Below are 20,781 nucleotides of genomic sequence, written 5' to 3'. Positions count from 1 at the left end.
TAATACAATATTGTTAAACTCAATCAGTTAGTTATGCTTTTTGAGTAAGCTCTAACTAAACCGTCGATCAGATTTTGTCTTTATCCTATACGTACTGAATGCTCGTGCCTATAAGAATTCATACTTTATATTATGCTTAGAAACCCTTCAGATCATCAAGTTTTGTATTGAAAGCAGGCATATTTACGGAGATAAAAAAACCGCCTCTTCGGACGGTTTTTTTATCTCATCGTAATGAGATTGTTTTGGTGCTAAATCTTGAGGGATTAATGCCCAGGTTTGCTGGTTCCACCGTAAGGACGTGGATCTTGCCCTTCTTTGAGACAATTGCCATTACCATCTACTCCAAATGCACAGTCATCGGCACTAGCGCTTGGATCGCCCATATCAGCGCTACCGCAGGCGGTTAAGAAGAAAGCTAATAGTACTACAGTAAATATTGACAGTTTCATCACTTAATTTCCTTATTTAGATTTACCATGTATGTTTTGAGGTTTTGAGTATATAACAGAACAGAAAAAATTTCCAAGCACTTGGTTAATGTCGCTCACTAATCTTTGTCAGTCGACGCTTTCTTAATCACCACGTAGGATCTCCATCAGATAAATACCATATTTATCGAGTTTGCGCGCACCGATACCGGTCACTTGACTCAATTCATCTTCCGTTTGCGGGCATAAACGCGCCAATTCGTGCAAAGTGGCGTCATGGAAAATCACATAAGCCGGAACGCCATGCTCTTTAGCTGTCTTTGCCCGCCATGAACGCAACTGCTCCCACAAGGAGCGCTCGGCTGGAGCCAAGGAAATCAGATCATCGCCAGTGCGTTTACTGGATATTTGCTCAATTTTTGTTTGTTGACGCAAACACACATTCTGCTGTCCTTTAAGCACAGCACGGCTCGCCTCAGTCAGATGCAAAGCACCGTGCCCTTCACTATCCGGTATCAACAAGCCCAGCGCAACGATCTGGCGAAATATCGCACGCCAGGTCTTTTCGGGTAAATCTCTCCCAATCCCAAAAGTACTGATCCTGTCATGATGCCATTCGTTTACACGATCGGTCAGATTGCCCCGCAAAACATCAATTAAATGACCTGCCCCGAAAATCTGTCCCGTACGATAAACGCACGACATTGCTTTTTGCACTTCCACCGTAGCATCCCATACTTTGGGCGGGTTTAGACAAATGTCACAATTTCCACACCCTGCTGTCTCGATGCTCTCACCGAAATAGCTTAACATGCGAGTACGGCGACAAGTAGTCGTTTCGCACAACGACAGCATGGCCTCCAGTTTGCGCGCAGCCACTTGCTTAAATTTATGCTGCGCCTCAGATTCTTCAATCATACGCCGCTGCTGAATAACGTCACCAAGACCATACGCCATCCAAGCGTTAGCGGCTTGTCCATCGCGACCAGCACGGCCTGTTTCCTGATAATAGCCTTCGATACTTTTTGGCAAATCCAGATGCGCAACAAAACGCACATCCGGTTTATCGATCCCCATGCCGAATGCAATCGTGGCAACCATGATGATGTTCTCTTCACGCAAAAATTTTTCCTGATTCAAGCTTCGCTGCTGCATGCTCATGCCGGCATGATAGGCTACCGCATGCAAACCCTGCTTTGTTAACCAAAGGGCGGTTTCTTCCACTTTTTTACGCGACAAGCAATACACAATCCCAGCTCCTCCTGGATGTTCCGCTCGGATGAAAGTCAATAACTGTGAGCGACCATTGGTTTTATCGACAATTTGATAACGAATATTCGGACGATCAAAACTCGAAACAAATACCTTGGCTATATCCAGCCCAAGTCGCTCAATGATTTCTTTGCGCGTATCCATATCAGCGGTTGCTGTCAATGCAATACGGGGAACCTCAGGGAAACGTTCATGTAAAACTGATAATTGAATGTATTCTGGCCGGAAATCATGCCCCCATTGCGAAACGCAATGCGCTTCATCAATTGCGAACAAGGCGATTGGAATGCGTGCAATCAGATTCAGAAACCGCACAGTCAACAAGCGCTCAGGCGCCACATACAACAAATCAAATTCACCCGCTAAAAGCTTTTGCTCAACTTGAATGGCTTCTTGTTGTGACAATGAAGAATTCAGCACTGCGGCACGCACCCCAATTTCGTGCAATGCAGTGACTTGATTCTGCATCAAGGCAATGAGTGGAGACACGACAATAGCAACACCATTACGCAATAACGCTGGAATTTGATAGCACAATGACTTACCACCACCCGTCGGCATCAATACTAGGCAGTCGCCTCCACTGGCGAGATGCGCAATAACTTCCGCTTGTTGTCCACGAAAAGCTGGATAACCAAAAACTTCCTTAAGTATGTTGAGTGCTTCGGACATTCAGAATTGAACTACTACAAATTGACTTTTACGAATCGTAAAGACTTCACGCATGATACTACAATAGAATGCACATCCAGACACTTGCATGTTTATTTCCATTCAGTCGATTGAATGACAGTTGTTAATGTCGTTTCAAATTATTCATGCGGTTGTGCTGGTATAATTCTATCTAAATGAACCTTTAATTATAAAATCCGTAACATTAGTTTGGAGAAATGAATATGGTGGTAGCTGATGTTTTGAAATTAATTCAAGACAATGAAATTAAATTCGTTGATTTGCGTTTTACCGATACCAATGGAAAAGAGCACCATGTCACCCTACCTTCGCACAATTTTGATGCAGATAAATTTGACGATGGCCATCCTTTTGACGGCTCGTCAATTGGCGGTTGGAAAGGCATTCAAGCATCCGATATGTTATTGATCCCTGATCCTGATACCGCTAATGTGGATCCATTCATGGATGAGCCCACGCTGCTGCTTACCTGCGACGTGGTCGAACCCGCTGACGGTAAAGGTTATAGTCGCGATCCACGCTCACTCGCTAAACGCGGAGAAATTTACCTTAAATCAACAGGCATCGGCGACGTAGCCTATTTTGGCCCGGAGCCTGAATTCTTTATTTTCGATTCTGTCCGCTGGCATACCGGCATGTCGGGTTGCTCGGTCAAAATTGAATCTGAGGAAGCTGCCTGGAGTTCGGCAATCAAATATGAAAGTGGTAATGTCGGTCATCGTCCTGCCATCAAAGGCGGTTACTTCCCGGTACCCCCCGTAGACGCATTGCAAGATATTCGCTCTGCCATGTGCCTAACTCTGGAAGAAATGGGTGTGGGGGTCGAAGTTCATCATCATGAAGTAGCTACCGCAGGTCAATGTGAAATAGGCACACGCTTTAACAGTCTGGTGAAACGTGCAGATTGGAATCAGATTCTTAAATACGTGATCCATAACGTTGCACATTCATACGGTAAAACAGCAACTTTTATGCCTAAGCCAATCGTGGGCGATAATGGTTCAGGCATGCATGTGCACCAGTCGATCTGGAAAGATGGCAAGAACTTATTCTCTGGCAACGGCTATGCAGGCTTATCTGAAATTGCTTTGTATTATCTTGGTGGTATTCTCAAGCATGCCAAAGCACTAAATGCCATCTGCAATCCCAGCACCAATTCATATAAAAGGTTGGTCGCCGGATTTGAAGCACCGGTCAATCTGGCTTATTCGGCTAGCAACCGGTCGGCAGCAATTCGTATTCCACACACCAGCAATCCCAAAGGACGGCGTATTGAGGTTCGTTTTCCTGATCCAACCGCAAATCCTTATCTTGCATTCACTGCATTAATGATGGCGGGTTTAGATGGTATCCAAAATAAAACACACCCCGGCGATCCGATGGATAAAAATCTTTATGACTTGCCGCCAGAAGAAGCCGCCAAGGTGCCCAATGCCTGCGCTTCGTTAGATGAAGCTCTGGAATGCTTGGATAAAGATCGGGATTTCTTGATTCGTGGCGGCGTGTTCTCCAATGATCTGATTGATGCATACATTCAGCTTAAGATGGATGAAGTGCTATTATTACGTAGCACCACGCATCCGATTGAATTTGATTTGTATTACAGCTTATAATTTTCAGAAAGCTCAGAAAGCTGAATGTACAGGGCAAGATGAATACCCACTGGATAAACGCATAGAATCTAATATATTTTAAGTGATGTAATAAGGAGGAATTGCAGTTCTTTTTTTGCTTTTCGATAAAGAAAGCTTTGATAAACTAATCAAACAGTTGTACTGTCATTAATATTCTTTCAGAAAAACATGAAAACAAAAATATTCTTGATTTTATTGATCTTTATACTGCCGATTGGCTTTCCACAAGCAATTGCCAGCTCAGAAATATATAGATATGTCGATAAAGATGGCAACATCACCTTTACGAATCGACGTATCCCTAATGCAGAAAAAATTTCTATTGCCTCATTTTCGAGAAATACGAAATCCAGCCAATCAAAACCAAGTTCAAATTTAAATTTTCCGCGTGTGACTGATACCACACAGAAAGGCCGTGATGTCATGCGTCGTGAAATTTTACAAAAGGAGCTTATCACTGAAGAAAAACTTTTTTCTGAAGCACAGAGTTTTTTGGATGAGATTCGCAGCAAGCCTGAATTCAAGAATAATTCTCAGGAAAAAACTGTGCAACTACAAAATAAATTGCTTCTGCACCAAAGAAACGTTGCGGCATTAAAAAAAGAGCTAAATCGATAAAATGCTGAGAAATTATTTCCTCTTCATAGCCTTAATTCTATATTTTAGTTTATCGCATGCCGGTGTCTACAAGCATACTGATGAGAACGGTAACGTAACCTATTCAAATATACCTTCCAACGATTCCAAACGCGTCGATTTACCCCCGATTATTGTTGTTCCACCTGTAGATACTGGCGAAGTTGAGGATCGAATTTCGAAGCGCAGAGAATCCATGAAACTCAAAGAGCATCGCGAACAATTGCAAAATAAAATTGCCGCGGAAGAGGCGCAACTTAATGAAGCCAAAAGTGAATACAAAGATGGCATGCCAGATCGCCTGGGTAGTGAGCGCAATTACCAAAGATACCTTAACCGGGTAGATCGGTTAAGAGAAGAAATCAGTGCACGCGAGAAAAATCTGGAATTGATGAAAAGCGATCTGGATACGATACCCGTAAAAACCAGATAAGCTGTATCGAAGCAATCTGTATTTATTTCAACGTTAAAAGATGGGCTAAGGATGGTTTTTATTCGGAGCGTAACCGCATACTTTTATCCATTTTTTGTCCTGCATCGATTCAGGGCGTTTTTAGTAGTCGACTAAACTACGAGATCAGGTGGAAAGCTCAACCCAAACAGGCGCATGATCCGAGGGACGTTCCAGTTTGCGCATTGTTTTATCAACGATACATGTCACACATGCGCTAGAGAGTTCGCCGCTCAGCAATATGTGATCAATCCGCAATCCCTGGTTGCGACGAAAAGCCATCATGCGATAATCCCACCAGGTATAGGATTTCTCAGGTTGTTCAAACAAACGAAAGCTATCAGTCAATCCTAAATTAAGTATATTTCTAAAAGCCGTACGCTCTGGTTCACTGCATAACACCTTTCCTTTCCAAAGTTCGGCATCATAGACATCACGATCCTCCGGTGCGATATTAAAATCGCCTAGTACAGCCAAATTTTTATAATCTATTAATTCTTGCTGTAGCCATTGAGTAAAGGCCGGCAACCAACGCAGTTTATATTCATATTTCTCCGATTCAACATGATCTCCATTCGGCACATAGGCACAAATGACACGTAAATCGCCATAAGTTGCAGCAATTATTCTTTTTTGCTCATCCGCCAAACCGGGTATTGCAGTAATTACCTTGCTTGCTTTTTGTTTACTGAGTATTGCAACACCATTATAAGTTTTTTGCCCGATGAAAACGGATTCATAACCTGCAGTCATTATTTCATCAATAGGAAAATTTTCATCGATTACTTTTATTTCCTGCAAACATAGCACATCGGGTTTATTTTCAATTAGCCAGTCAATGACTTGCGGCAAACGTACTTTGAGTGAATTAACATTCCAGGTTGCTAATTTCATAACCATAAACTATTTATACCCTATATCATCATTTTCGTAATAAGCCTCAGAGAAATCATCACATATCATTGCATTATGTTTAATGTTGGCCTGATCTTTGTGTCATTCGTGTTATCGAAAATTATTAAGTCATTAATATCATTGGAAATTAGCGATTATTCTAAATTAAAAAATCAATTCTCTCTATCAGCATAAAAGAAGCGTTCGACCTCTGCCAAATCCCGAGTACGCTTCATAGGTGGCAAACTCTGCCATATTTGTCTGCCATAAGCTTTTGTTGTTAAACGCGGGTCACAAATCATCAAAACACCGCGATCTGTCTCATCCCGAATCAAGCGCCCCGCGCCCTGCTTAAGATTGATCACTGCACGGGGCAATTGGTATTCCATGAAAGCATTACCACCTTCGTTATTAATTTTCTCGATGCGTGCTGATAAAACCGGGTCATCCGGGGGGGCAAACGGCAGTTTATCAATAATAACCAGCGATAACGCCTCCCCTCGCACATCAACGCCTTCCCAGAAAGACTGGCTGCCTACCAAAATTGCATTATTTAGTGTACGGAAACGCTCTAGCATATATGAGCGCGAACCCTGTCCCTGAAGCAGCAACGGGAAATCACCGAAGTCAGCGGAATTCTGCAATAACTCATAAATCCGCTGCATCGCGCGTAAACTGGTACAAAGGAAAAAAGCGCGCCCGCGGCTGGCACGCAGTACCGGCAATGCCGATTGAACAACCTGATCAATATAAGTTTTATGATGTGGTTCCGGTAAACCAAGCGGCACATAGAGCAGCGCCTGCTCAGAAAAATTAAATGGGCTGTCCCAGCAAGCAGTTTGTGCCATATTCAATCCCATTTCATTATTGTAATGGGAAAAATCCTTTTTAACCGACAATGTTGCTGAAGTAAAAATCCAGGCACGTGGTGATGCCATCATTTGCTTTTGGAAGATTTCAGAAATCGACAATGGTGTCGCATTGAATTGCAATGCCTGATGATAAACTTCAATCCAGCGGATATGGTCTTGCATTTCGGTTTCATTGCGCCAGCGCTGGATTAGATACAAATGATTGGTTGCACGCTGCCGGCAGTTTTCCAGTCCTTCAGATCGTTCTGCTTGACTTTCCAGTAGTTTTACCAAGTCAATCAACTGCTCCAGTAGCTTATCTAGTGCCACATTAAAATCCGGCTGTTGATTTGCCGCCGATAAAGACAACCGTGTGTTGTCCTCCTTGATGGTTAAACGCAAATCGCGTACAGTTTTTTCCATGGCGGCAATTGCTTCTGGCAGATGTACAAAATCACCGGCAGCTTGAATTGCTTCCAGTTTGGTATCTCGCACAAGATCCAACAATTGCCCAGTACTAATCGACTCACCAAAAAATAAGCTGGCCGTTTCCGGCAATTGGTGCGCTTCATCAAAAATGACCGTATTACAGGCAGGGAGTAATTCAGACAAGCCTTCATCACGCAGCATAACGTCGGCAAAAAACAAGTGGTGATTCACCACTACGATATCCGCTATTAACGCTTGCTTACGCGCTTCCATCACAAAACATTTTTTATAGCTTGGACATTCGGAACCCAAGCAGTTATCTCGGCTTGAAGTCACATGCTGCCAAATGGCAGCCATTTCAGGCACTTCGCTCAAGCCACTTTTATCACCGCTTTTACTGATGTTGGCGTAGCGTTCTATTTTTTGTAGATATTGGATCTCGTCACGATTGATAAAGCTCAAATGCGTATCCTGCAGGCTTTTTTCTAAGTGATAATGACAAATATAATTAGCCCGCCCTTTTAATAATGCAACCGTAATCGGCATTTTAAGCGCTGCGCGTAATGTCGGAATATCACGATTAAATAATTGATCTTGTAGCGTCTTTGTTCCTGTGGATATGATTACTTTGCCACCGGCTAACAAGGCTGGCACCAAATAGGCGAAAGTTTTACCTGTTCCAGTGCCCGCTTCAGCAACCAGAACCTCGTTCTTAGCAATCGCTGCTGCAATAGCTTGCGCCATTTCTAATTGCTGTGAACGCGCACGAAACCCGGTAATGTGATTAGAAAGTACGCCATCGGATGAGAAAATGGAATCAATATCAAGCATAGAATCAGATCTGCCGGAATTCCAAGGCTATACACGCATCACAATTTATTGGAAATGATATCTTCGGGCAAGATTGAAATAATTAGAATGAAACAATATAAATTCGGGATATCATATAAGCACAACATGTAACTTTCAGGATGAATAAATTTATTAGAAGCTATCCAAAAGAAAGAGCTATTCAGTGATGGTAACCAAGGTCACCGATTATCTGAATGTACCGAACTTTTAGCGCGCATTCGTCTGATTTCCTTCGGATCTATTATCAACGGGCGATAAATTTCGATTCTGTCGTTAGAATGTAATTGCGTATCCAATTGCACAAATTTTCCAAAAATACCCAACTTGTTTTTGGCTAGATCAATTTCTGGGAATTTCTGCAAAATCTCTGAGATTGCTAGTGCTTGCTCAACCGTACAACCCAACGGGACAGTGATTTTTCTCAGAATTTGAATATTAGGCAGTGCATAGGCAATTTCAATCTGAAGCACTGCAGTCATTTCTTGCCATAGATTTCTTCCGCCCGGTCAACAAAAGATTCGACGAAGCTATTCGCGATCATGTGAAACACCGGCCCCACCAGTTTCTCCAGGATTTTATTCGAGAAAGTGTAGTGCAAGCGGAATTTTATCTTGCAGGCATTATCGGATAATGGAACAAACTGCCAGTAACCATCCAGATGCTCAAAGGGACCATCCAGCAAGCTCATTTCAATCAAATCGGGCGGAAAGCGCTTATTTTTAGTGGTAAAGCTATGTCGGATATGATGATAGTTAATCTTAACTGTAGCATGCGTGGTCACCTCATCCTGCGGATCCACCGAAGTGCCGCCGCACCACGGAAGGAATTTTGGATATTCCTCAACATCATCGACTAATGCAAACATTTGACTGGCTGAGTATTCAACCAAAACTGATTTTTCTATTTCTGCCATAAAGTAAATCAACCCATATCAATGAGGAAACACCGAAAAACTGATAAAATATGCCTAATTCTAGTCATTCCCACCGCTTAATTCCTGTATGAGTATAGTACAAAATAAAAAAGCTTTTCACGATTATTTTATCGAGGAAAAATACGAAACAGGCTTAGTGCTGGAAGGATGGGAGGTCAAATCCATACGCGATGGTCGGGTTCAGCTAAAAGAAGCTTATGTCATTATTCGAAACAGCGCGTTATATCTCATTGGCAGCCATATTAGTCCACTTAAGACCGCCTCCACGCATATTAACCCTGACCCGGTGCGCACACGCAAATTGTTGCTGCACGCAGAACAAATTAGACGACTTATCGGCAAAGTCGAACGCGCAGGATATACTCTGGTTCCATTGGATATGCATTATAAAGCAGGCAGGATTAAACTGGAGATAGGTTTAGCCAAAGGCAAAAAACAACATGATAAGCGCGAGTCCGAGAAAGAAAAAGAATGGGAACGCACTAAACAACGCTTGATGCGTAACAAATGAAACAATTTACTACAATTCATCGATTTAATTTTATTTAATAACTTTTACGATTATGCAAAAACCTATTGCGACTTGGTTGCTTATTTGTTGTGTCATGGTATTTGCCATGATAGTGGTTGGTGGCGTTACGCGGTTAACTGATTCAGGACTCTCGATTGTCGAGTGGCAGCCTATCGTGGGCACCATGCCTCCAATCACGCAGGAAGATTGGGATGTGCTGCTTGAGAAATACCGCTCTTCCCCTCAGTACCAAAAAGTCAATAAAGGTATGAGTGTTGACGAATTTAAAAACATTTTCTGGTGGGAATACTTTCATCGTCTGTTGGGACGGCTTATCGGCATAGTATTTTTTGTCCCTTTTGTTTATTTTCTGGTTAGGAAAAGTATCGATCGATCCCTGGGGATCAAGTTGACAGGTATATTTATTCTGGGAGGGTTGCAGGGATTTATGGGATGGTACATGGTCATGAGCGGATTGGTTAACGATCCGCATGTCAGCCAGTATCGGCTTACCGCGCATCTTGGGCTGGCCTTTGTGATTTTTGCCGCAATGTTTTGGGTCGCTTTGGGCTTAATCACACCACAAAGCGAACACTCCAGGCTCAACGAAAAAATTCAAAGTTTGCGCAGATTCTCCTATAGCCTCACGTCATTAATTTTTATCATGATCCTGTCCGGCGGTTTTGTTGCTGGTATTCGCGCTGGCTTAGCTTATAACACCTTCCCGTTAATGAATGGGTATTTGATTCCACCAGATCTCTTCATCCTGGAGCCGTGGTATCGAAATTTCTTTGATAATATCACTACAGTGCAATTCGACCATCGATTGATTGCGTGGCTATTAGCTTTTTTAGTCCCGCTATTCTGGTTCAAAGCGCACAAGACTGAACTTTCCGGTACTACACGCCTTGCTTGTAATCTTTTTCTGCTAATGCTGGTAGTGCAAATCAGCTTAGGTATCACAACGTTATTGCAGGTGGTACCAATCCATCTAGCAGCTTCCCATCAGGGTGGCGCAGTATTGCTATTTGCAGCATCCTTATGGGTCAGTCACCGTTTCCGTGACACATCAAAAGCCGGGCAGGTTTGATTGCCCCGCTTTTATTCGACTTGTTAAAGGGCCTCAAACACCCCTGCTGCCCCCATACCGCTACCAATGCACATAGTCACCATGCCGTACTTCTGTTTATGGCGTCGCAATCCATGCAGCAATGTGGCTACCCGGATTGAACCCGTTGCCCCTAGCGGATGACCCAATGCAATTGCACCGCCCAGAGGATTTACTTTATTGCGATCCAGCTCCAGATCACGTATCACGGCAAGACTCTGCGCCGCAAATGCTTCATTTAACTCAATCCAATCCAAATCATCCTGCTTGATTCCGGTTTGTACGAGCACTTTGGGAATGGCTTTGATCGGACCGATACCCATAATTTCAGGCGGCACACCTGCAACCGAGAATCCAATGAATCGTCCTAATGGGGACAGATTAAAACGTTGCATCGCAGCCTCACTCATCAGAACCACTGCTCCGGCACCATCCGACATTTGCGAGCTATTTCCCGCAGTCACCGAACCTTTAGCAGCAAAAACCGGCCTCAATTTGGCCAATGCATCCAGGTTGGTATCGGCTCGCGGCCCTTCGTCGTTGTTTTTAACGATAACTTTTTCACGCACATTATGCGCAACCAAATCAGGACGCTTCTCGTCCACCGGATAAGGTGCAATTTCCTGTTGGAACTCACCAGATTCGATGGCTTTTATGGCACGCTGATGGCTGGTCAGGGCAAATTCATCCTGATCTTCGCGCGATACTTTCCACTGCTCGGCCACTTTCTCAGCGGTCATGCCCATCCCATAAGCGATCGCCACATTTTCTTCATGTTGAAACATCATTGGATTCATGGAAACTTTGTTGCCCATCATCGGTACCATGCTCATGCTTTCAGTACCGCCCGCAATCATCACGTCGGCTTCTCCGAGGCGAATACGATCCGCAGCCAAAGCGACCGACTGCAGGCCCGACGCACAAAAGCGATTGACTGTCATGCCAGCCACGCTATTGGGTAAACCTGCTAATAACAACGCCACGCGCGCAACATTGATGCCCTGCTCCGCTTCCGGCATGGCACAACCGACAATCACATCATCAATCGCTGTCGGATCCAGCCCCTCACATTGTTTCATCACCGTACGCAATACATGCACCAGCATGTCATCAGGGCGTACATTTTTGAACATGCCGCGCGGCGCTTTTCCCACCGGAGTACGTGCAGCAGCTACAATATAGGCTTCTTGAGTTTGCTTAGTCATAGGATTCTCCGTGAATCGTGATATCAGTTTCTAAGTGGTTTACCGGTTTTCAGTGTATGTGCAATACGCGCCTGGGTTTTTTCGGTTGCCAGCAACTCCATGAATGCTGCCCGCTCCAACTCCAGGAACCAATCTTCATCGACCAAGCTGCCGGGGGTTAAATCACCGCCACACATGACATGCGCAACTTTACTGGCAATCAGATAGTCATGCTCGGAAATAAAATCACCTTCGCGCAGATTAACCAACTGACTTTTGATCGTTGCAATGCCAGTATTACCCGCCACCGGAATTTCCCGCGCGCGTAAGGGCGGACGATAACCCGCTTCTGCTAATGCTAAAGCCTGTGCTTTAGCCACGTGCAACAATTCAAAACGATGCATCACTACCGTATCAGCAAGGCGCAAATAACCGAGATCTTTTGCTTGCTCTGCGCCTTTGGCCAGTTCTGCCATCGCCACGGTCTGAAAATAATATTTGAGTGACGGAAAAGGGTCGCCGTCCTTGGCATTTTGTGCCGCTCTCATGGCAAACTCCTTACATCCACCCCCCGCGGGCAATAACCCAACGCCAGTTTCCACCAAACCAATATAACTTTCCAATGTTGCTACAGCACGATCGCAATGCATGACAAATTCACATCCGCCACCCAACGCTAAGCCATCCACAGCGGCAACGGTCGGAATCATCGAATAGCGTAGCGCTTGCGAAGCTTGTTGAAACTGTTTAATCATTGCTTCCACTTCTGCCAGTTTCTTGGCCATCAACGCATCAGCGAGATCCAATTCCCGCGCCACTTGCAATACTGTGGATTGCGCTGACTTCTTGAATTTTTTCAGGAATGACTGAAATGCAGTGGGTGGCTGCGGTGGCGCTCTGCCACCATGCTGTGCATCCGTCTTAGGTCGCTCGGTGGCTTTCTGCAAATTAGCACCGGCGGAAAACGGCGGTTCTGTTTGCCAGATCACCAGGGCACGCCAATCTTTTTCAGCCTCCTTGATCGCTTGTTGCACGCCTTCCAGCACATCGATACCAATCGTATGCATTTTACTTTTGAAACTAAGTATGGCGATGCCATCGCCGCTATGCCACATCCTTACGGCATCGGTCTCAAATATGGTTTGGCCATATACCGCTTCTTCGCCAACTAATCGATCAGGAAAAAGCTGGCGTTGATACACTGGCAGTGTTGAACGCTGTTGTAGCTCGCCAGAATCTGGAGCAAAAGAACCTTGGTCAGTATGCACACTTTGCTTATCGCTTGCTGCAATCGTCATTACCCATTGCGGCAATGGCGCCTGACTCATGCTTTTACCAGTAGCGATATCTTCCTGAATCCAGGTGGCAATCTGCTTCCATCCCGCTGCTTGCCAGATTTCAAACGGCCCTTGATTCCAGCCAAATCCCCAACGCACCGCCAGATCAAGATCACGTGCATTATTGGCAATCGCCTCCAGCTGCACCGCACAATAATGAAACAGATCGCGAAATATAGACCACAAAAACTGCGCTTGCGGCTGCTGGCTATTGCGTAGCGCAGCAAATTTTTCTGCAGGAGTGCTGTATTTCAACAATCGCTTCAGTTCTTCATCCACTTCACCCGCAGACACACGATATGTTTGCGATGGCAGATCAAACACATGAATTTCATTTTTTATTTTCTGATACACCCCGCGCTTGACCTTCTCGCCCAGCGCGCCTTTATCAATCAGGCCTTGCAACCAATCCGGCACCGCAAAATAACGATGCCAGGGATCACCTGGCAACGTATCGCGCATCGTATTGATAACATGCGCCAAAGTATCCAAACCAACGATATCCGCGGTGCGGAATGTTGCGCTTTTAGGACGCCCAATCAGCGAGCCCGTCAATGCATCAACCAGATCAAATCCAAAATTAAATCCCCGTCCATGATACATGGTCGCTAACAGCGAAAACACGCCGATACGATTGGCAATAAAATTGGGAGTGTCTTTGGCACGAATCACTCCCTTGCCCAGATCAGTCACCAGAAATTCTTCCAGGTGATCAAGCATAGCCGCATCGCTGTTTTGGCAAGGAATCAACTCGACTAGATGCATATAGCGTGGCGGATTAAAAAAATGTATGCCGCAGAAGCGGTGTCGCAATGCTTCTGGAAAAGCTTCTGCCAGTTGATTGATCGATAGTCCTGAGGTATTACTGGCAAAAATTGTATGTTCACCCAGATAAGGCGCAACCTTGATATACAAATCACGTTTCCAATCCACCCGTTCGGCAATCGCTTCAATCACTAGATCACAGTCTTTGAGCCGTTCCAGATGTTGATCATAATTCGCCGGTTGAATGCAGGCGGCTTTGGTTTTGATCGATAGCGGAGCAGGCTCTTGCTTTTTAAGTTTCTCCACCGCCTTAATTACATTGGCATTGGGATTATCTGTATCTCCCGGTAACTCAAACAACAATGTTTCGATATTGGCATTGACCAGATGTGCCGCAATCTGCGCGCCCATCACACCAGCCCCTAATACCGCCGCCTTGCGCACTAAAAAACGTTGATTTCTCAATTTCGCCTCCTGCTTGATCCGGTTATGGAATAAGACACTGTTCGTATTGATCGTAGCTGAAAGAGTACAAGCATGGAACCTAAAGCGCAAGCTTGTTTATTTTTGAAGCTAGGAAAATACCTGCAGCGCTTCACACCACCGACGCCTGAGCGTAGCATTGCAGTTGAAAAATGTTAACCCCAGATAAGCGCAAATTTCTCAGCGTCAAAACCTACGCTTGCACGTTCTCCATCGGTAATCAACGGTCTTTTGATCAGACGACCATTACCAGCAAGCATCGTGAGTATCTCTCGGCTAGATAATGCGGGCAATTGCTCCTTGATTTTTAATTCGCGGTACTGCACCCCGCTGGTATTAAAAAGTTTGTTCAGTGAAACATTGGCGCGCTCAACAATAGCGGCTAGTTCATCAGCAGCTGGTGGATTTTCGGTGATATCAATGAATTCGTAATCAATTTCGGCCTGCCGCAAAAATTGCTCCGCTTTGCGGCAGGTACCGCACTGCTTATAGCCATAAAATTTGAGCATAATCGTTATAACTCACAGTGTGTAAAATAATTATTCGCCATCTTTCGGCCCCCAGAACACAACCCAGGTACAAAAATCCGGGGAAAAGTTTTCAAAGCGGTGCTCCACATGAGCAGCAACAAAAAACACCATGCCCGGTTCAAACAGATGGCGTTCTCCAGCCACCACAAGCTCGCCCTGTCCAGATTGGATAAAATACAACTCATCCTGATCGTGCGGTGTTTGGATATCGGTGCTCTTGGGCGCATAAACCTCGACCGACATGGAACCATGCGCAAATGCCAACGTAAACGGTTCCCCCGTGGGCCATTCCGCACTCGCTTTGCCGGGTATACGTTGCATCAGTTCCGATAAGACTGCCTTCATCATGTCTCTATCACCTCACATTCTATTCAAACTGTGCTTTTAAGCAGCATGACAAGTATAAAGGATCACGGTAATCGAGACCACCAATCGTGGCACTGATACCGCATGCCAGTGATCATTCCGACGCATCCAAGCGATGCTCCATCCATTGCACAATATTCCTCAAAAGCTCGGTACGCGCAGGCTCTTTTAAAAATAGATGCTGGTGATAGTGAGAGTTGGGAAACGTCAGAATTTCGTTATCAGGGTGATGCTGTATAGTCGCATGAGCAAAATCCTTGCTGCCCCATGCTGGCGTGATCGGATCATGCTCCGAATACACCAGATAATAAGGTGTTGTAAATTGCGTCATCTGGCGGCGAAAATGCACAATCTCTGCTTCAATGCCTTTCACGAAACGCAGCAAGCTACGGCGAACAACCCAGCCATCATCACGCAGGCGTGCCTTTTCTTCTTCACTATCAGTCAAATAATCCTGTACCCAATCCGGGGCAATAGGCGTCACAAGGCTGCGCAAACCAGGCCAGGACAGTATTTCAAACAGGCTGTCCAAAATGGGCACAGTCACTAACGCTAATGCCTGATTAAAAATTAACAAAGGCAGGGGTTCATCCTGGGGGTGCAAGAAATGCGTTTCAGCATGAAAAGACAGTTTGATCAACGGATTCGCCACCCAACCGCGCCACCCCGGCGGTTCACTGACGGCAAACCCTGGGGCCAGAAAAATGACCCCGCCCACGCGTCTGACCAGATCAACCTCATCTTGCAGTTGTATCAAATAAGAAGCCGTCACCAAAGCACCCAAACTATGTGCAACGATAAATAATGGGCGTCCCGGATTGCTCTCTTTGTCGCACTGTGTAATCGTTTCTCTAAGCGCCCGATCCAGATTGCGTCGAAGTGGTTGCAAGTCCTTCAGCGTCGCTTGCGCTAGGTAAGCATCGCTGATTTCTTGTCTACCTGCACCGCTCGCTGACGCAAAATCGGCCTGTCGCAAAACCGGATTGGACAGTCCATGCGCATAATGATCAAAGCCCGAAACCATAAACTGCTGGGCAAAATAACGTGCCACCTCGCCATAACGTCCGATATGCTCGTTCATGCCGTGAACCAATAACACGCAAGCAGAGGTTTTTACAGAATCCGATGGAGAGAGCGTTCGCAGTATCATTAACCCATCATCATCATCGGACGGATCAATTCGAACTTCTTTCCCCCAGCGAGGATAAGGCTCATTGACGAATTTTTGATGTACACAGCCTGATAGCGACACCAGAAACAAAATCATACCTGTCAAAATCATCACTCGGTTATGCCAGCGAACAGCCTGTATTGGTTTCCGCTCTACTTCACTGGATAATTGCATACACAAAAAATTTTAAACGGTATACCATGAATCTTAATCAATGCACTTTCCAATATTTGCTAATGACCGTTTGAACGATTATTTGCAGAATTCTTCTCCATCTTGCGTTGAAGTTTCTTAACAGAGAAAAGCCATCTATGATTGTACAACGAACGATACGACTTAAATGGATACTCAAAATTGATGGATGGAATATTCTGTTTTTCCTTGTCTATGGGTATCTAATTTGTACATTAAATGCACATTCTTATTTTGAGAACTTAACTTTTCCTGATGCAGAAATCAGTGTGTTTGGAATCGCCGTGGCAATTCTGTTGGGTTTCCGGAATAACGAAGCATACAATCGATACTGGGAAGCTCGGACTGCCTGGGGTAGTCTGACAAATGCTTCACGGAATTTTACTTCTCAGGTGATGGGATACGTTCGCTATCCAAATTCGCAAATACCGGCACTTCAAGAAACCATAACAAACATCCATACTGAAATCATCTATCGACACCTGGCTTTTTTAAATGCCATTCGCTTGCAATTGCGGCGCGAGGAAACCTGGCAAGAACTGAAACCTTTTTTGTCCGACTCAGAATATCAAGAACTGAGCAAGGCGGCGAATAAAGCAACGCAATTGAACCATCGGCAGGCTCAGCGATTAAAGGAGCTGAATATGATGGGGTGGATTGATGAACAAGCCTATATCTTCGGACTGATGGAATCAATCAAAGCATTCTTTGCTGCTCAAGGCAGTTGCGAGCGAATCAAAACCACGCCATTGCCTCGCCAGTACGGTTTCTTCACCAAATCCTTTGTCTGGATTTTTGTGCTATTACTCCCATTAGGGCTTGTCCAGCATCTCGGATGGGGGACTTTACCGATTTATATAATCCTGGCTTCAATTTTTACCATCACTGAGCGTATTGGGCAACGTACCGAAGAACCTTTTGAACGAAAAATGGAAGACGTCCCAATGTCTGCTATTTGTCGTAATATCGAAATTGACTTAAAGCAACAACTGGGAGAATCTTCCATCCCTGCACCGCTAGAACCAGAAAATGGTGTGCTGATGTAATTCCTGCTCTCGATTATCGAAGCGAAATTGAATTACATTTTTTCACCCATTGTAGGATTAGCATTAAAATCCAGCTTAATGCGCTTCTTTATTTTCTGATCAAATCACCACGATATCCGCATTAGTCAGCGCCAATCCAACTCCAATGGTAGCGATCTGCACCGCAGCACCCGCGCCACTGCCACTGCCACTGCCACTGCCACTGCCATTAGCATCGTATATCAATGCATACATTGTTGTAGATGACGTTATCGTTCGCATCCAATGCATTGGCGCCGATTCTGAATCGACCGGCGGCTAAAGTGCCTGTTGCCGTCAAAACAGTGAAGATGGCATTCTCAAGCTGGATCGTGTCATTGACCACATTAAAATCGGTGATCGTATCAATCTGACCCATTGTAGTGAACCTGAAAATATCGTTACCGATTCCACCCGTCAACATGTCTCCTCTCTTTGTACTTACAAACTAACGCAAATTTGTGGTGCTCATTTTCAGTAATAATTTCAACTAAATGATTTATTCGATAATAGTTGACTTCTTTGAGTGGTTTTGTGCTATCTTGACAAACAAAGTTAATCAATAAACATAACTGATTGATATAAATAATATAAAATGAAACTCAATAAAGCATAATTTTAAGCCAAAAAAATAGCAATCTGAAAATAGTTTGTAGGTGTAATTTTTTAATCTGAAGAGAGATCACAATGAATAAACCCAGAGATTTTTTAACAGCTTTATTATGTGTTCTTTTAGTTTCTATCCTTACTACAGGATGCGCAATTTATGAAACAAAAATTCAGGCAGAGCCTCAACACATAATTAAAAATAATTTGCAACAATACTTCCTACCCAAAGGAATAATCTCAGTTAAATTGGAGCGCAGTGCGAAAGATGGGGTCTTAGTTATCGAATCCAAAGTGAAAATAGTTGCTGACAATCATCTAGAAAAATATTTCTTTCTAAAAACAAATCATAATTTTTTATATGATGATGAAAATATAATAGAAACTGATGAAGAAGGTTTACTTATATCGCTTAATGCTACTAGCACTTTTAAAGGTCCTGAAATTTTGGCGAAAGCAGCTGAAGGGTTTGGTTATGCCTTAAAACTCAGCGGTCCATTCATGCGTACGGAAAATATAGAACCGTGCGAAGATGATGGCAATCCTTTTTCTATCGAACTGCAATTTGATCCTTATGATCAAACAAGTATAGAAAACGTTAATAAAGAAATTAACACAAGGTGTTTTATGTTAGAGGCAACTGCGATGAAAGCAACGGCGATGGGAGAAATTCTGGATCAAATTGATGAAGACAACAAAGGGATTTTGTATCGATTGCGAACTTCGTATGAATATAAAATCTTTTCAATTAAAACAGACGAAAAAACAGTCGAAGGAAAACAATTTGTAGTTACTATTCCAGACAAAGATAAGATTGCTATCTTCAATTATGATCGTGGATTATTTGTAACTCGCAAGATAATGCTAGAATTTAAGAATGGTCTACTTACAAAGACTACTATGACCTCTCCAAGCGAGCTCTATGGTTTTATGCAATTGTTAGTTTCACCTCTGACGGGCGTTAGTGAAGCAATAATTGGTCAATTTGGTGTTGCAGCGGATCGGGCAAAAGCTGAAACGACTTATATTACAAACAAAAATGAATTAAGTGACCTTAAAAACCCTAAAACTAACTAATGGCGGAAGATCAGTAAGAGTAAAAAAGTAGCAAAAGAAGCGATATCGTTATTTGGAAGGATTTGTAGTACTTTTTTGTCCAATTGTGGTTCAGACAGACAATTACTCTGCATGTTAGCGTATGTTTGAACGAATATGCACAGAGTACCCACTTCTAGGTGGAAGAACCATATTTTCGTCTATCTGTTGCCGTCCGTGATAAATATCACATTGTTTTACCTAGCTTGTAGATAACATAGCAATTCCAATTCCTTAATGCAGATTTTCGGTAATTTCGGCGTAAATTAATTTATATAAAAGATATCTGCGCAATTTTGGTCTTGGTTCCCCGCTATGTAAATTTAAGGAGAAAACCATGTCGTTAAAAAAAATCACCTTGCTATGACTACAAGATATTTGAAAAATAAAATTATTATCTTAACAGCGATTGGCATTATATTTGGGCAAGTACCTTCCTCCCTTGCTCAAAACGTAGATGCAAACGGAAATATCCTCTATGATCAACTCGGAAATACACTTGGCAGTCTTGGCTTGGTGGGGACGGGGGTAGTAAGGGATGAGAAACACACTTGGTGCGTCTTTAACGACTGGGAAGCGAGAGACAGGATGAAAGGCACGTACAAGGGTGGCAATATCAACTTCAAAACAACTTTCGGGGGCACATGGTTCTGCGTTAAGAAGAGCTAGACTTTGTTAGATTGTCGGTGATCCGTAAGGTGGAACCATAGACGGGTTCCGCCGGAATGGAGAGGGGGGAGAGGATCTTAAATTTTTTACTATGCGGAAAACAAATGATGCCATCATTGCAGCCTATTGTATCGAACATCAGCTCACACTTCTTTTATAGATCTCGATTTTGATCATTTTGTTAAATATAGAGGTGGCTATACTTGATTGGACAGTTTTTCCCATATATCTTAAGTGGAAATCTCGTGGTAATGCCTACGCTGTATTTTGCATTGCAGGCAGGTTATCGAAGTAGAACTCATTTGGCGTTTTGTCGTCAAGCGCGGTGTGAGGTCTATATTGGTTGTAGAACATGAAATATTTTTCTAAGCCTTGTTTTGCATCACATACGCTGTCATAGGCGTGCAGATAGACCTCTTCGTATTTGACGCTCTTCCAAAGCCGTTCGACAAACACATTATCACGCCAGCTGCCCTTGCCATCCATACTGATCTGGATACCGTTATCCTTCAGCAGCCCGGTGAATTCCAAGCTGGTAAATTGGCAACTTTGGTCAGTATTGAAGATATCCGAGCTATAGTCAAATCTGGTGTATGAGAATCAAGCGACCTGCTGTTTTTGAT

20 protein-coding genes and 1 pseudogene are annotated in these 20,781 nt (G+C 43.9%); 7 read left to right on the top strand and 14 right to left on the bottom strand.

Features of this window, described 5'->3' with window-relative positions; translation table 11 throughout:
* Positions 1 to 266 precede the first annotated feature (266 nt).
* Together QZV86_RS10325 and recQ are read right to left on the bottom strand one after the other, a co-directional pair.
* Positions 267 to 452, bottom strand: a complete 186-nt coding sequence (locus QZV86_RS10325) for a hypothetical protein (protein WP_295627433.1) — start codon at positions 450 to 452, stop codon at positions 267 to 269.
* Positions 453 to 575: 123 nt separating this feature from the next.
* A complete protein-coding gene (gene recQ, locus QZV86_RS10320; RefSeq protein WP_295627427.1) occupies positions 576 to 2,375 on the bottom strand; it encodes a DNA helicase RecQ in 1,800 nt (599 codons plus the stop codon).
* Between the two features lie 224 nt (positions 2,376 to 2,599).
* Here recQ and glnA point away from each other — a divergent pair, with 224 nt between their 5' ends.
* The 3 genes from glnA to QZV86_RS10305 all read left to right on the top strand — a co-directional run bounded on the left by glnA (position 2,600) and on the right by QZV86_RS10305 (position 5,099).
* The gene (gene glnA / locus QZV86_RS10315) at positions 2,600 to 4,009 is read left to right on the top strand and encodes a type I glutamate--ammonia ligase (RefSeq protein WP_295627430.1); all 1,410 of its coding nucleotides are present in this window, start codon (positions 2,600 to 2,602) and stop codon (positions 4,007 to 4,009) included.
* Positions 4,010 to 4,198: 189 nt separating this feature from the next.
* Positions 4,199 to 4,648, top strand: a complete 450-nt coding sequence (locus QZV86_RS10310) for a DUF4124 domain-containing protein (protein WP_295627424.1) — start codon at positions 4,199 to 4,201, stop codon at positions 4,646 to 4,648.
* Position 4,649: 1 nt separating this feature from the next.
* Entirely contained in the window at positions 4,650 to 5,099 is a 450-nt protein-coding gene (locus QZV86_RS10305; RefSeq protein WP_295627419.1) for a DUF4124 domain-containing protein, read from the top strand.
* Positions 5,100 to 5,243: 144 nt separating this feature from the next.
* On the opposite strand, the gene xth is transcribed toward QZV86_RS10305, so the two are convergent.
* From xth to QZV86_RS10285, 4 genes are all read right to left on the bottom strand, one after another.
* Positions 5,244 to 6,011, bottom strand: coding sequence for an exodeoxyribonuclease III (xth, locus tag QZV86_RS10300; RefSeq protein WP_295627416.1), 768 nt, complete (start codon positions 6,009 to 6,011; stop codon positions 5,244 to 5,246).
* 173 nt (positions 6,012 to 6,184) lie between these two features.
* On the bottom strand, positions 6,185 to 8,122 hold the full coding sequence (locus tag QZV86_RS10295) for an ATP-dependent DNA helicase (protein WP_295627413.1): 1,938 nt from the start codon (positions 8,120 to 8,122) through the stop codon (positions 6,185 to 6,187).
* Between the two features lie 200 nt (positions 8,123 to 8,322).
* The gene (locus QZV86_RS10290) at positions 8,323 to 8,622 is read right to left on the bottom strand and encodes an RnfH family protein (RefSeq protein WP_295627410.1); all 300 of its coding nucleotides are present in this window, start codon (positions 8,620 to 8,622) and stop codon (positions 8,323 to 8,325) included.
* Positions 8,619 to 9,056 (bottom strand): type II toxin-antitoxin system RatA family toxin, encoded by a 438-nt coding sequence (locus QZV86_RS10285; RefSeq protein ID WP_295627407.1) that lies wholly within the window; start codon positions 9,054 to 9,056, stop codon positions 8,619 to 8,621. The genes QZV86_RS10290 and QZV86_RS10285 overlap by 4 nt, the downstream gene beginning before the upstream one ends.
* 88 nt (positions 9,057 to 9,144) lie before the next feature.
* Here QZV86_RS10285 and smpB point away from each other — a divergent pair, with 88 nt between their 5' ends.
* The gene (smpB, locus tag QZV86_RS10280) at positions 9,145 to 9,588 is read left to right on the top strand and encodes an SsrA-binding protein SmpB (RefSeq protein WP_292921194.1); all 444 of its coding nucleotides are present in this window, start codon (positions 9,145 to 9,147) and stop codon (positions 9,586 to 9,588) included.
* A gap of 52 nt (positions 9,589 to 9,640) precedes the next feature.
* Positions 9,641 to 10,678, top strand: coding sequence for a COX15/CtaA family protein (locus QZV86_RS10275; RefSeq protein ID WP_295627403.1), 1,038 nt, complete (start codon positions 9,641 to 9,643; stop codon positions 10,676 to 10,678).
* A 23-nt stretch (positions 10,679 to 10,701) separates the two neighbouring features.
* Here the strand turns inward: QZV86_RS10275 and QZV86_RS10270 are convergent, their stop codons facing one another.
* The 5 genes from QZV86_RS10270 to QZV86_RS10250 all read right to left on the bottom strand — a co-directional run bounded on the left by QZV86_RS10270 (position 10,702) and on the right by QZV86_RS10250 (position 16,706).
* Positions 10,702 to 11,901, bottom strand: a complete 1,200-nt coding sequence (locus QZV86_RS10270) for an acetyl-CoA C-acyltransferase (RefSeq protein WP_295627400.1) — start codon at positions 11,899 to 11,901, stop codon at positions 10,702 to 10,704.
* Between the two features lie 23 nt (positions 11,902 to 11,924).
* Positions 11,925 to 14,447, bottom strand: a complete 2,523-nt coding sequence (locus QZV86_RS10265; protein WP_295627397.1) for a 3-hydroxyacyl-CoA dehydrogenase/enoyl-CoA hydratase family protein — start codon at positions 14,445 to 14,447, stop codon at positions 11,925 to 11,927.
* A 173-nt stretch (positions 14,448 to 14,620) separates the two neighbouring features.
* Positions 14,621 to 14,974 (bottom strand): Spx/MgsR family RNA polymerase-binding regulatory protein, encoded by a 354-nt coding sequence (locus tag QZV86_RS10260; protein WP_295627394.1) that lies wholly within the window; start codon positions 14,972 to 14,974, stop codon positions 14,621 to 14,623.
* Between the two features lie 30 nt (positions 14,975 to 15,004).
* Entirely contained in the window at positions 15,005 to 15,343 is a 339-nt protein-coding gene (locus tag QZV86_RS10255) for a cupin domain-containing protein (RefSeq protein WP_295627390.1), read from the bottom strand.
* A 112-nt stretch (positions 15,344 to 15,455) separates the two neighbouring features.
* Complete coding sequence (locus tag QZV86_RS10250) at positions 15,456 to 16,706, bottom strand: alpha/beta fold hydrolase (protein WP_295627387.1); 1,251 nt, start codon at positions 16,704 to 16,706, stop codon at positions 15,456 to 15,458.
* A 137-nt stretch (positions 16,707 to 16,843) separates the two neighbouring features.
* On the opposite strand from QZV86_RS10250, the gene QZV86_RS10245 reads away from it, so the two are divergent.
* Positions 16,844 to 17,770 carry a bestrophin family protein gene (locus QZV86_RS10245; RefSeq protein ID WP_295627384.1) on the top strand — a complete coding sequence of 309 codons (927 nt, stop codon included), beginning with the start codon at positions 16,844 to 16,846 and terminating at the stop codon, positions 17,768 to 17,770.
* A gap of 99 nt (positions 17,771 to 17,869) precedes the next feature.
* Here the strand turns inward: QZV86_RS10245 and QZV86_RS10240 are convergent, their stop codons facing one another.
* Both QZV86_RS10240 and QZV86_RS10235 read right to left on the bottom strand, forming a co-directional pair.
* Positions 17,870 to 18,004, bottom strand: a complete 135-nt coding sequence (locus QZV86_RS10240; protein WP_295627381.1) for a hypothetical protein — start codon at positions 18,002 to 18,004, stop codon at positions 17,870 to 17,872.
* Positions 17,979 to 18,212: a hypothetical protein gene (locus tag QZV86_RS10235; protein WP_295627377.1), complete on the bottom strand. Its 234-nt coding sequence runs from the start codon at positions 18,210 to 18,212 to the stop codon at positions 17,979 to 17,981. The genes QZV86_RS10240 and QZV86_RS10235 overlap by 26 nt, the downstream gene beginning before the upstream one ends.
* 263 nt (positions 18,213 to 18,475) lie before the next feature.
* Here QZV86_RS10235 and QZV86_RS10230 point away from each other — a divergent pair, with 263 nt between their 5' ends.
* On the top strand, positions 18,476 to 19,471 hold the full coding sequence (locus tag QZV86_RS10230) for a hypothetical protein (protein ID WP_295627374.1): 996 nt from the start codon (positions 18,476 to 18,478) through the stop codon (positions 19,469 to 19,471).
* Positions 19,472 to 20,413: 942 nt separating this feature from the next.
* Here the strand turns inward: QZV86_RS10230 and QZV86_RS10225 are convergent.
* A pseudogene (locus QZV86_RS10225) lies at positions 20,414 to 20,728 on the bottom strand (integrase core domain-containing protein); the annotation flags it as partial.
* Positions 20,729 to 20,781: the final 53 nt, after the last annotated feature.

Origin of the sequence: uncultured Nitrosomonas sp. (assembly GCF_902826915.1) — a bacterium.
Lineage (GTDB): Bacteria > Pseudomonadota > Gammaproteobacteria > Burkholderiales > Nitrosomonadaceae > Nitrosomonas.
The sequence above is the reverse complement of the archived record's forward strand: the minus strand, read 5'-3'. Positions and strand labels throughout refer to the sequence as shown.

What these genes read in the sequence shown, in the direction of transcription:
- QZV86_RS10305 (WP_295627419.1), top strand. Translation starts at nt 4,650, where the DNA reads ATGCTGAGAAATTATTTCCTCTTCATAGCCTTAATTCTATATTTTAGT.
- QZV86_RS10240 (WP_295627381.1), bottom strand. Translation starts at nt 18,004, where the DNA reads ATGTATGCATTGATATACGATGCTAATGGCAGTGGCAGTGGCAGTGGC.
- QZV86_RS10270 (WP_295627400.1), bottom strand. Translation starts at nt 11,901, where the DNA reads ATGACTAAGCAAACTCAAGAAGCCTATATTGTAGCTGCTGCACGTACT.
- QZV86_RS10295 (WP_295627413.1), bottom strand. Translation starts at nt 8,122, where the DNA reads ATGCTTGATATTGATTCCATTTTCTCATCCGATGGCGTACTTTCTAAT.
- glnA (WP_295627430.1), top strand. Translation starts at nt 2,600, where the DNA reads ATGGTGGTAGCTGATGTTTTGAAATTAATTCAAGACAATGAAATTAAA.
- QZV86_RS10245 (WP_295627384.1), top strand. Translation starts at nt 16,844, where the DNA reads ATGATTGTACAACGAACGATACGACTTAAATGGATACTCAAAATTGAT.
- QZV86_RS10285 (WP_295627407.1), bottom strand. Translation starts at nt 9,056, where the DNA reads ATGGCAGAAATAGAAAAATCAGTTTTGGTTGAATACTCAGCCAGTCAA.
- QZV86_RS10275 (WP_295627403.1), top strand. Translation starts at nt 9,641, where the DNA reads ATGCAAAAACCTATTGCGACTTGGTTGCTTATTTGTTGTGTCATGGTA.
- QZV86_RS10260 (WP_295627394.1), bottom strand. Translation starts at nt 14,974, where the DNA reads ATGCTCAAATTTTATGGCTATAAGCAGTGCGGTACCTGCCGCAAAGCG.
- QZV86_RS10325 (WP_295627433.1), bottom strand. Translation starts at nt 452, where the DNA reads ATGAAACTGTCAATATTTACTGTAGTACTATTAGCTTTCTTCTTAACC.
- xth (WP_295627416.1), bottom strand. Translation starts at nt 6,011, where the DNA reads ATGAAATTAGCAACCTGGAATGTTAATTCACTCAAAGTACGTTTGCCG.
- QZV86_RS10255 (WP_295627390.1), bottom strand. Translation starts at nt 15,343, where the DNA reads ATGATGAAGGCAGTCTTATCGGAACTGATGCAACGTATACCCGGCAAA.
- QZV86_RS10230 (WP_295627374.1), top strand. Translation starts at nt 18,476, where the DNA reads ATGAATAAACCCAGAGATTTTTTAACAGCTTTATTATGTGTTCTTTTA.
- QZV86_RS10310 (WP_295627424.1), top strand. Translation starts at nt 4,199, where the DNA reads ATGAAAACAAAAATATTCTTGATTTTATTGATCTTTATACTGCCGATT.
- QZV86_RS10250 (WP_295627387.1), bottom strand. Translation starts at nt 16,706, where the DNA reads ATGCAATTATCCAGTGAAGTAGAGCGGAAACCAATACAGGCTGTTCGC.
- smpB (WP_292921194.1), top strand. Translation starts at nt 9,145, where the DNA reads ATGAGTATAGTACAAAATAAAAAAGCTTTTCACGATTATTTTATCGAG.
- QZV86_RS10290 (WP_295627410.1), bottom strand. Translation starts at nt 8,622, where the DNA reads ATGACTGCAGTGCTTCAGATTGAAATTGCCTATGCACTGCCTAATATT.
- recQ (WP_295627427.1), bottom strand. Translation starts at nt 2,375, where the DNA reads ATGTCCGAAGCACTCAACATACTTAAGGAAGTTTTTGGTTATCCAGCT.
- QZV86_RS10235 (WP_295627377.1), bottom strand. Translation starts at nt 18,212, where the DNA reads ATGTTGACGGGTGGAATCGGTAACGATATTTTCAGGTTCACTACAATG.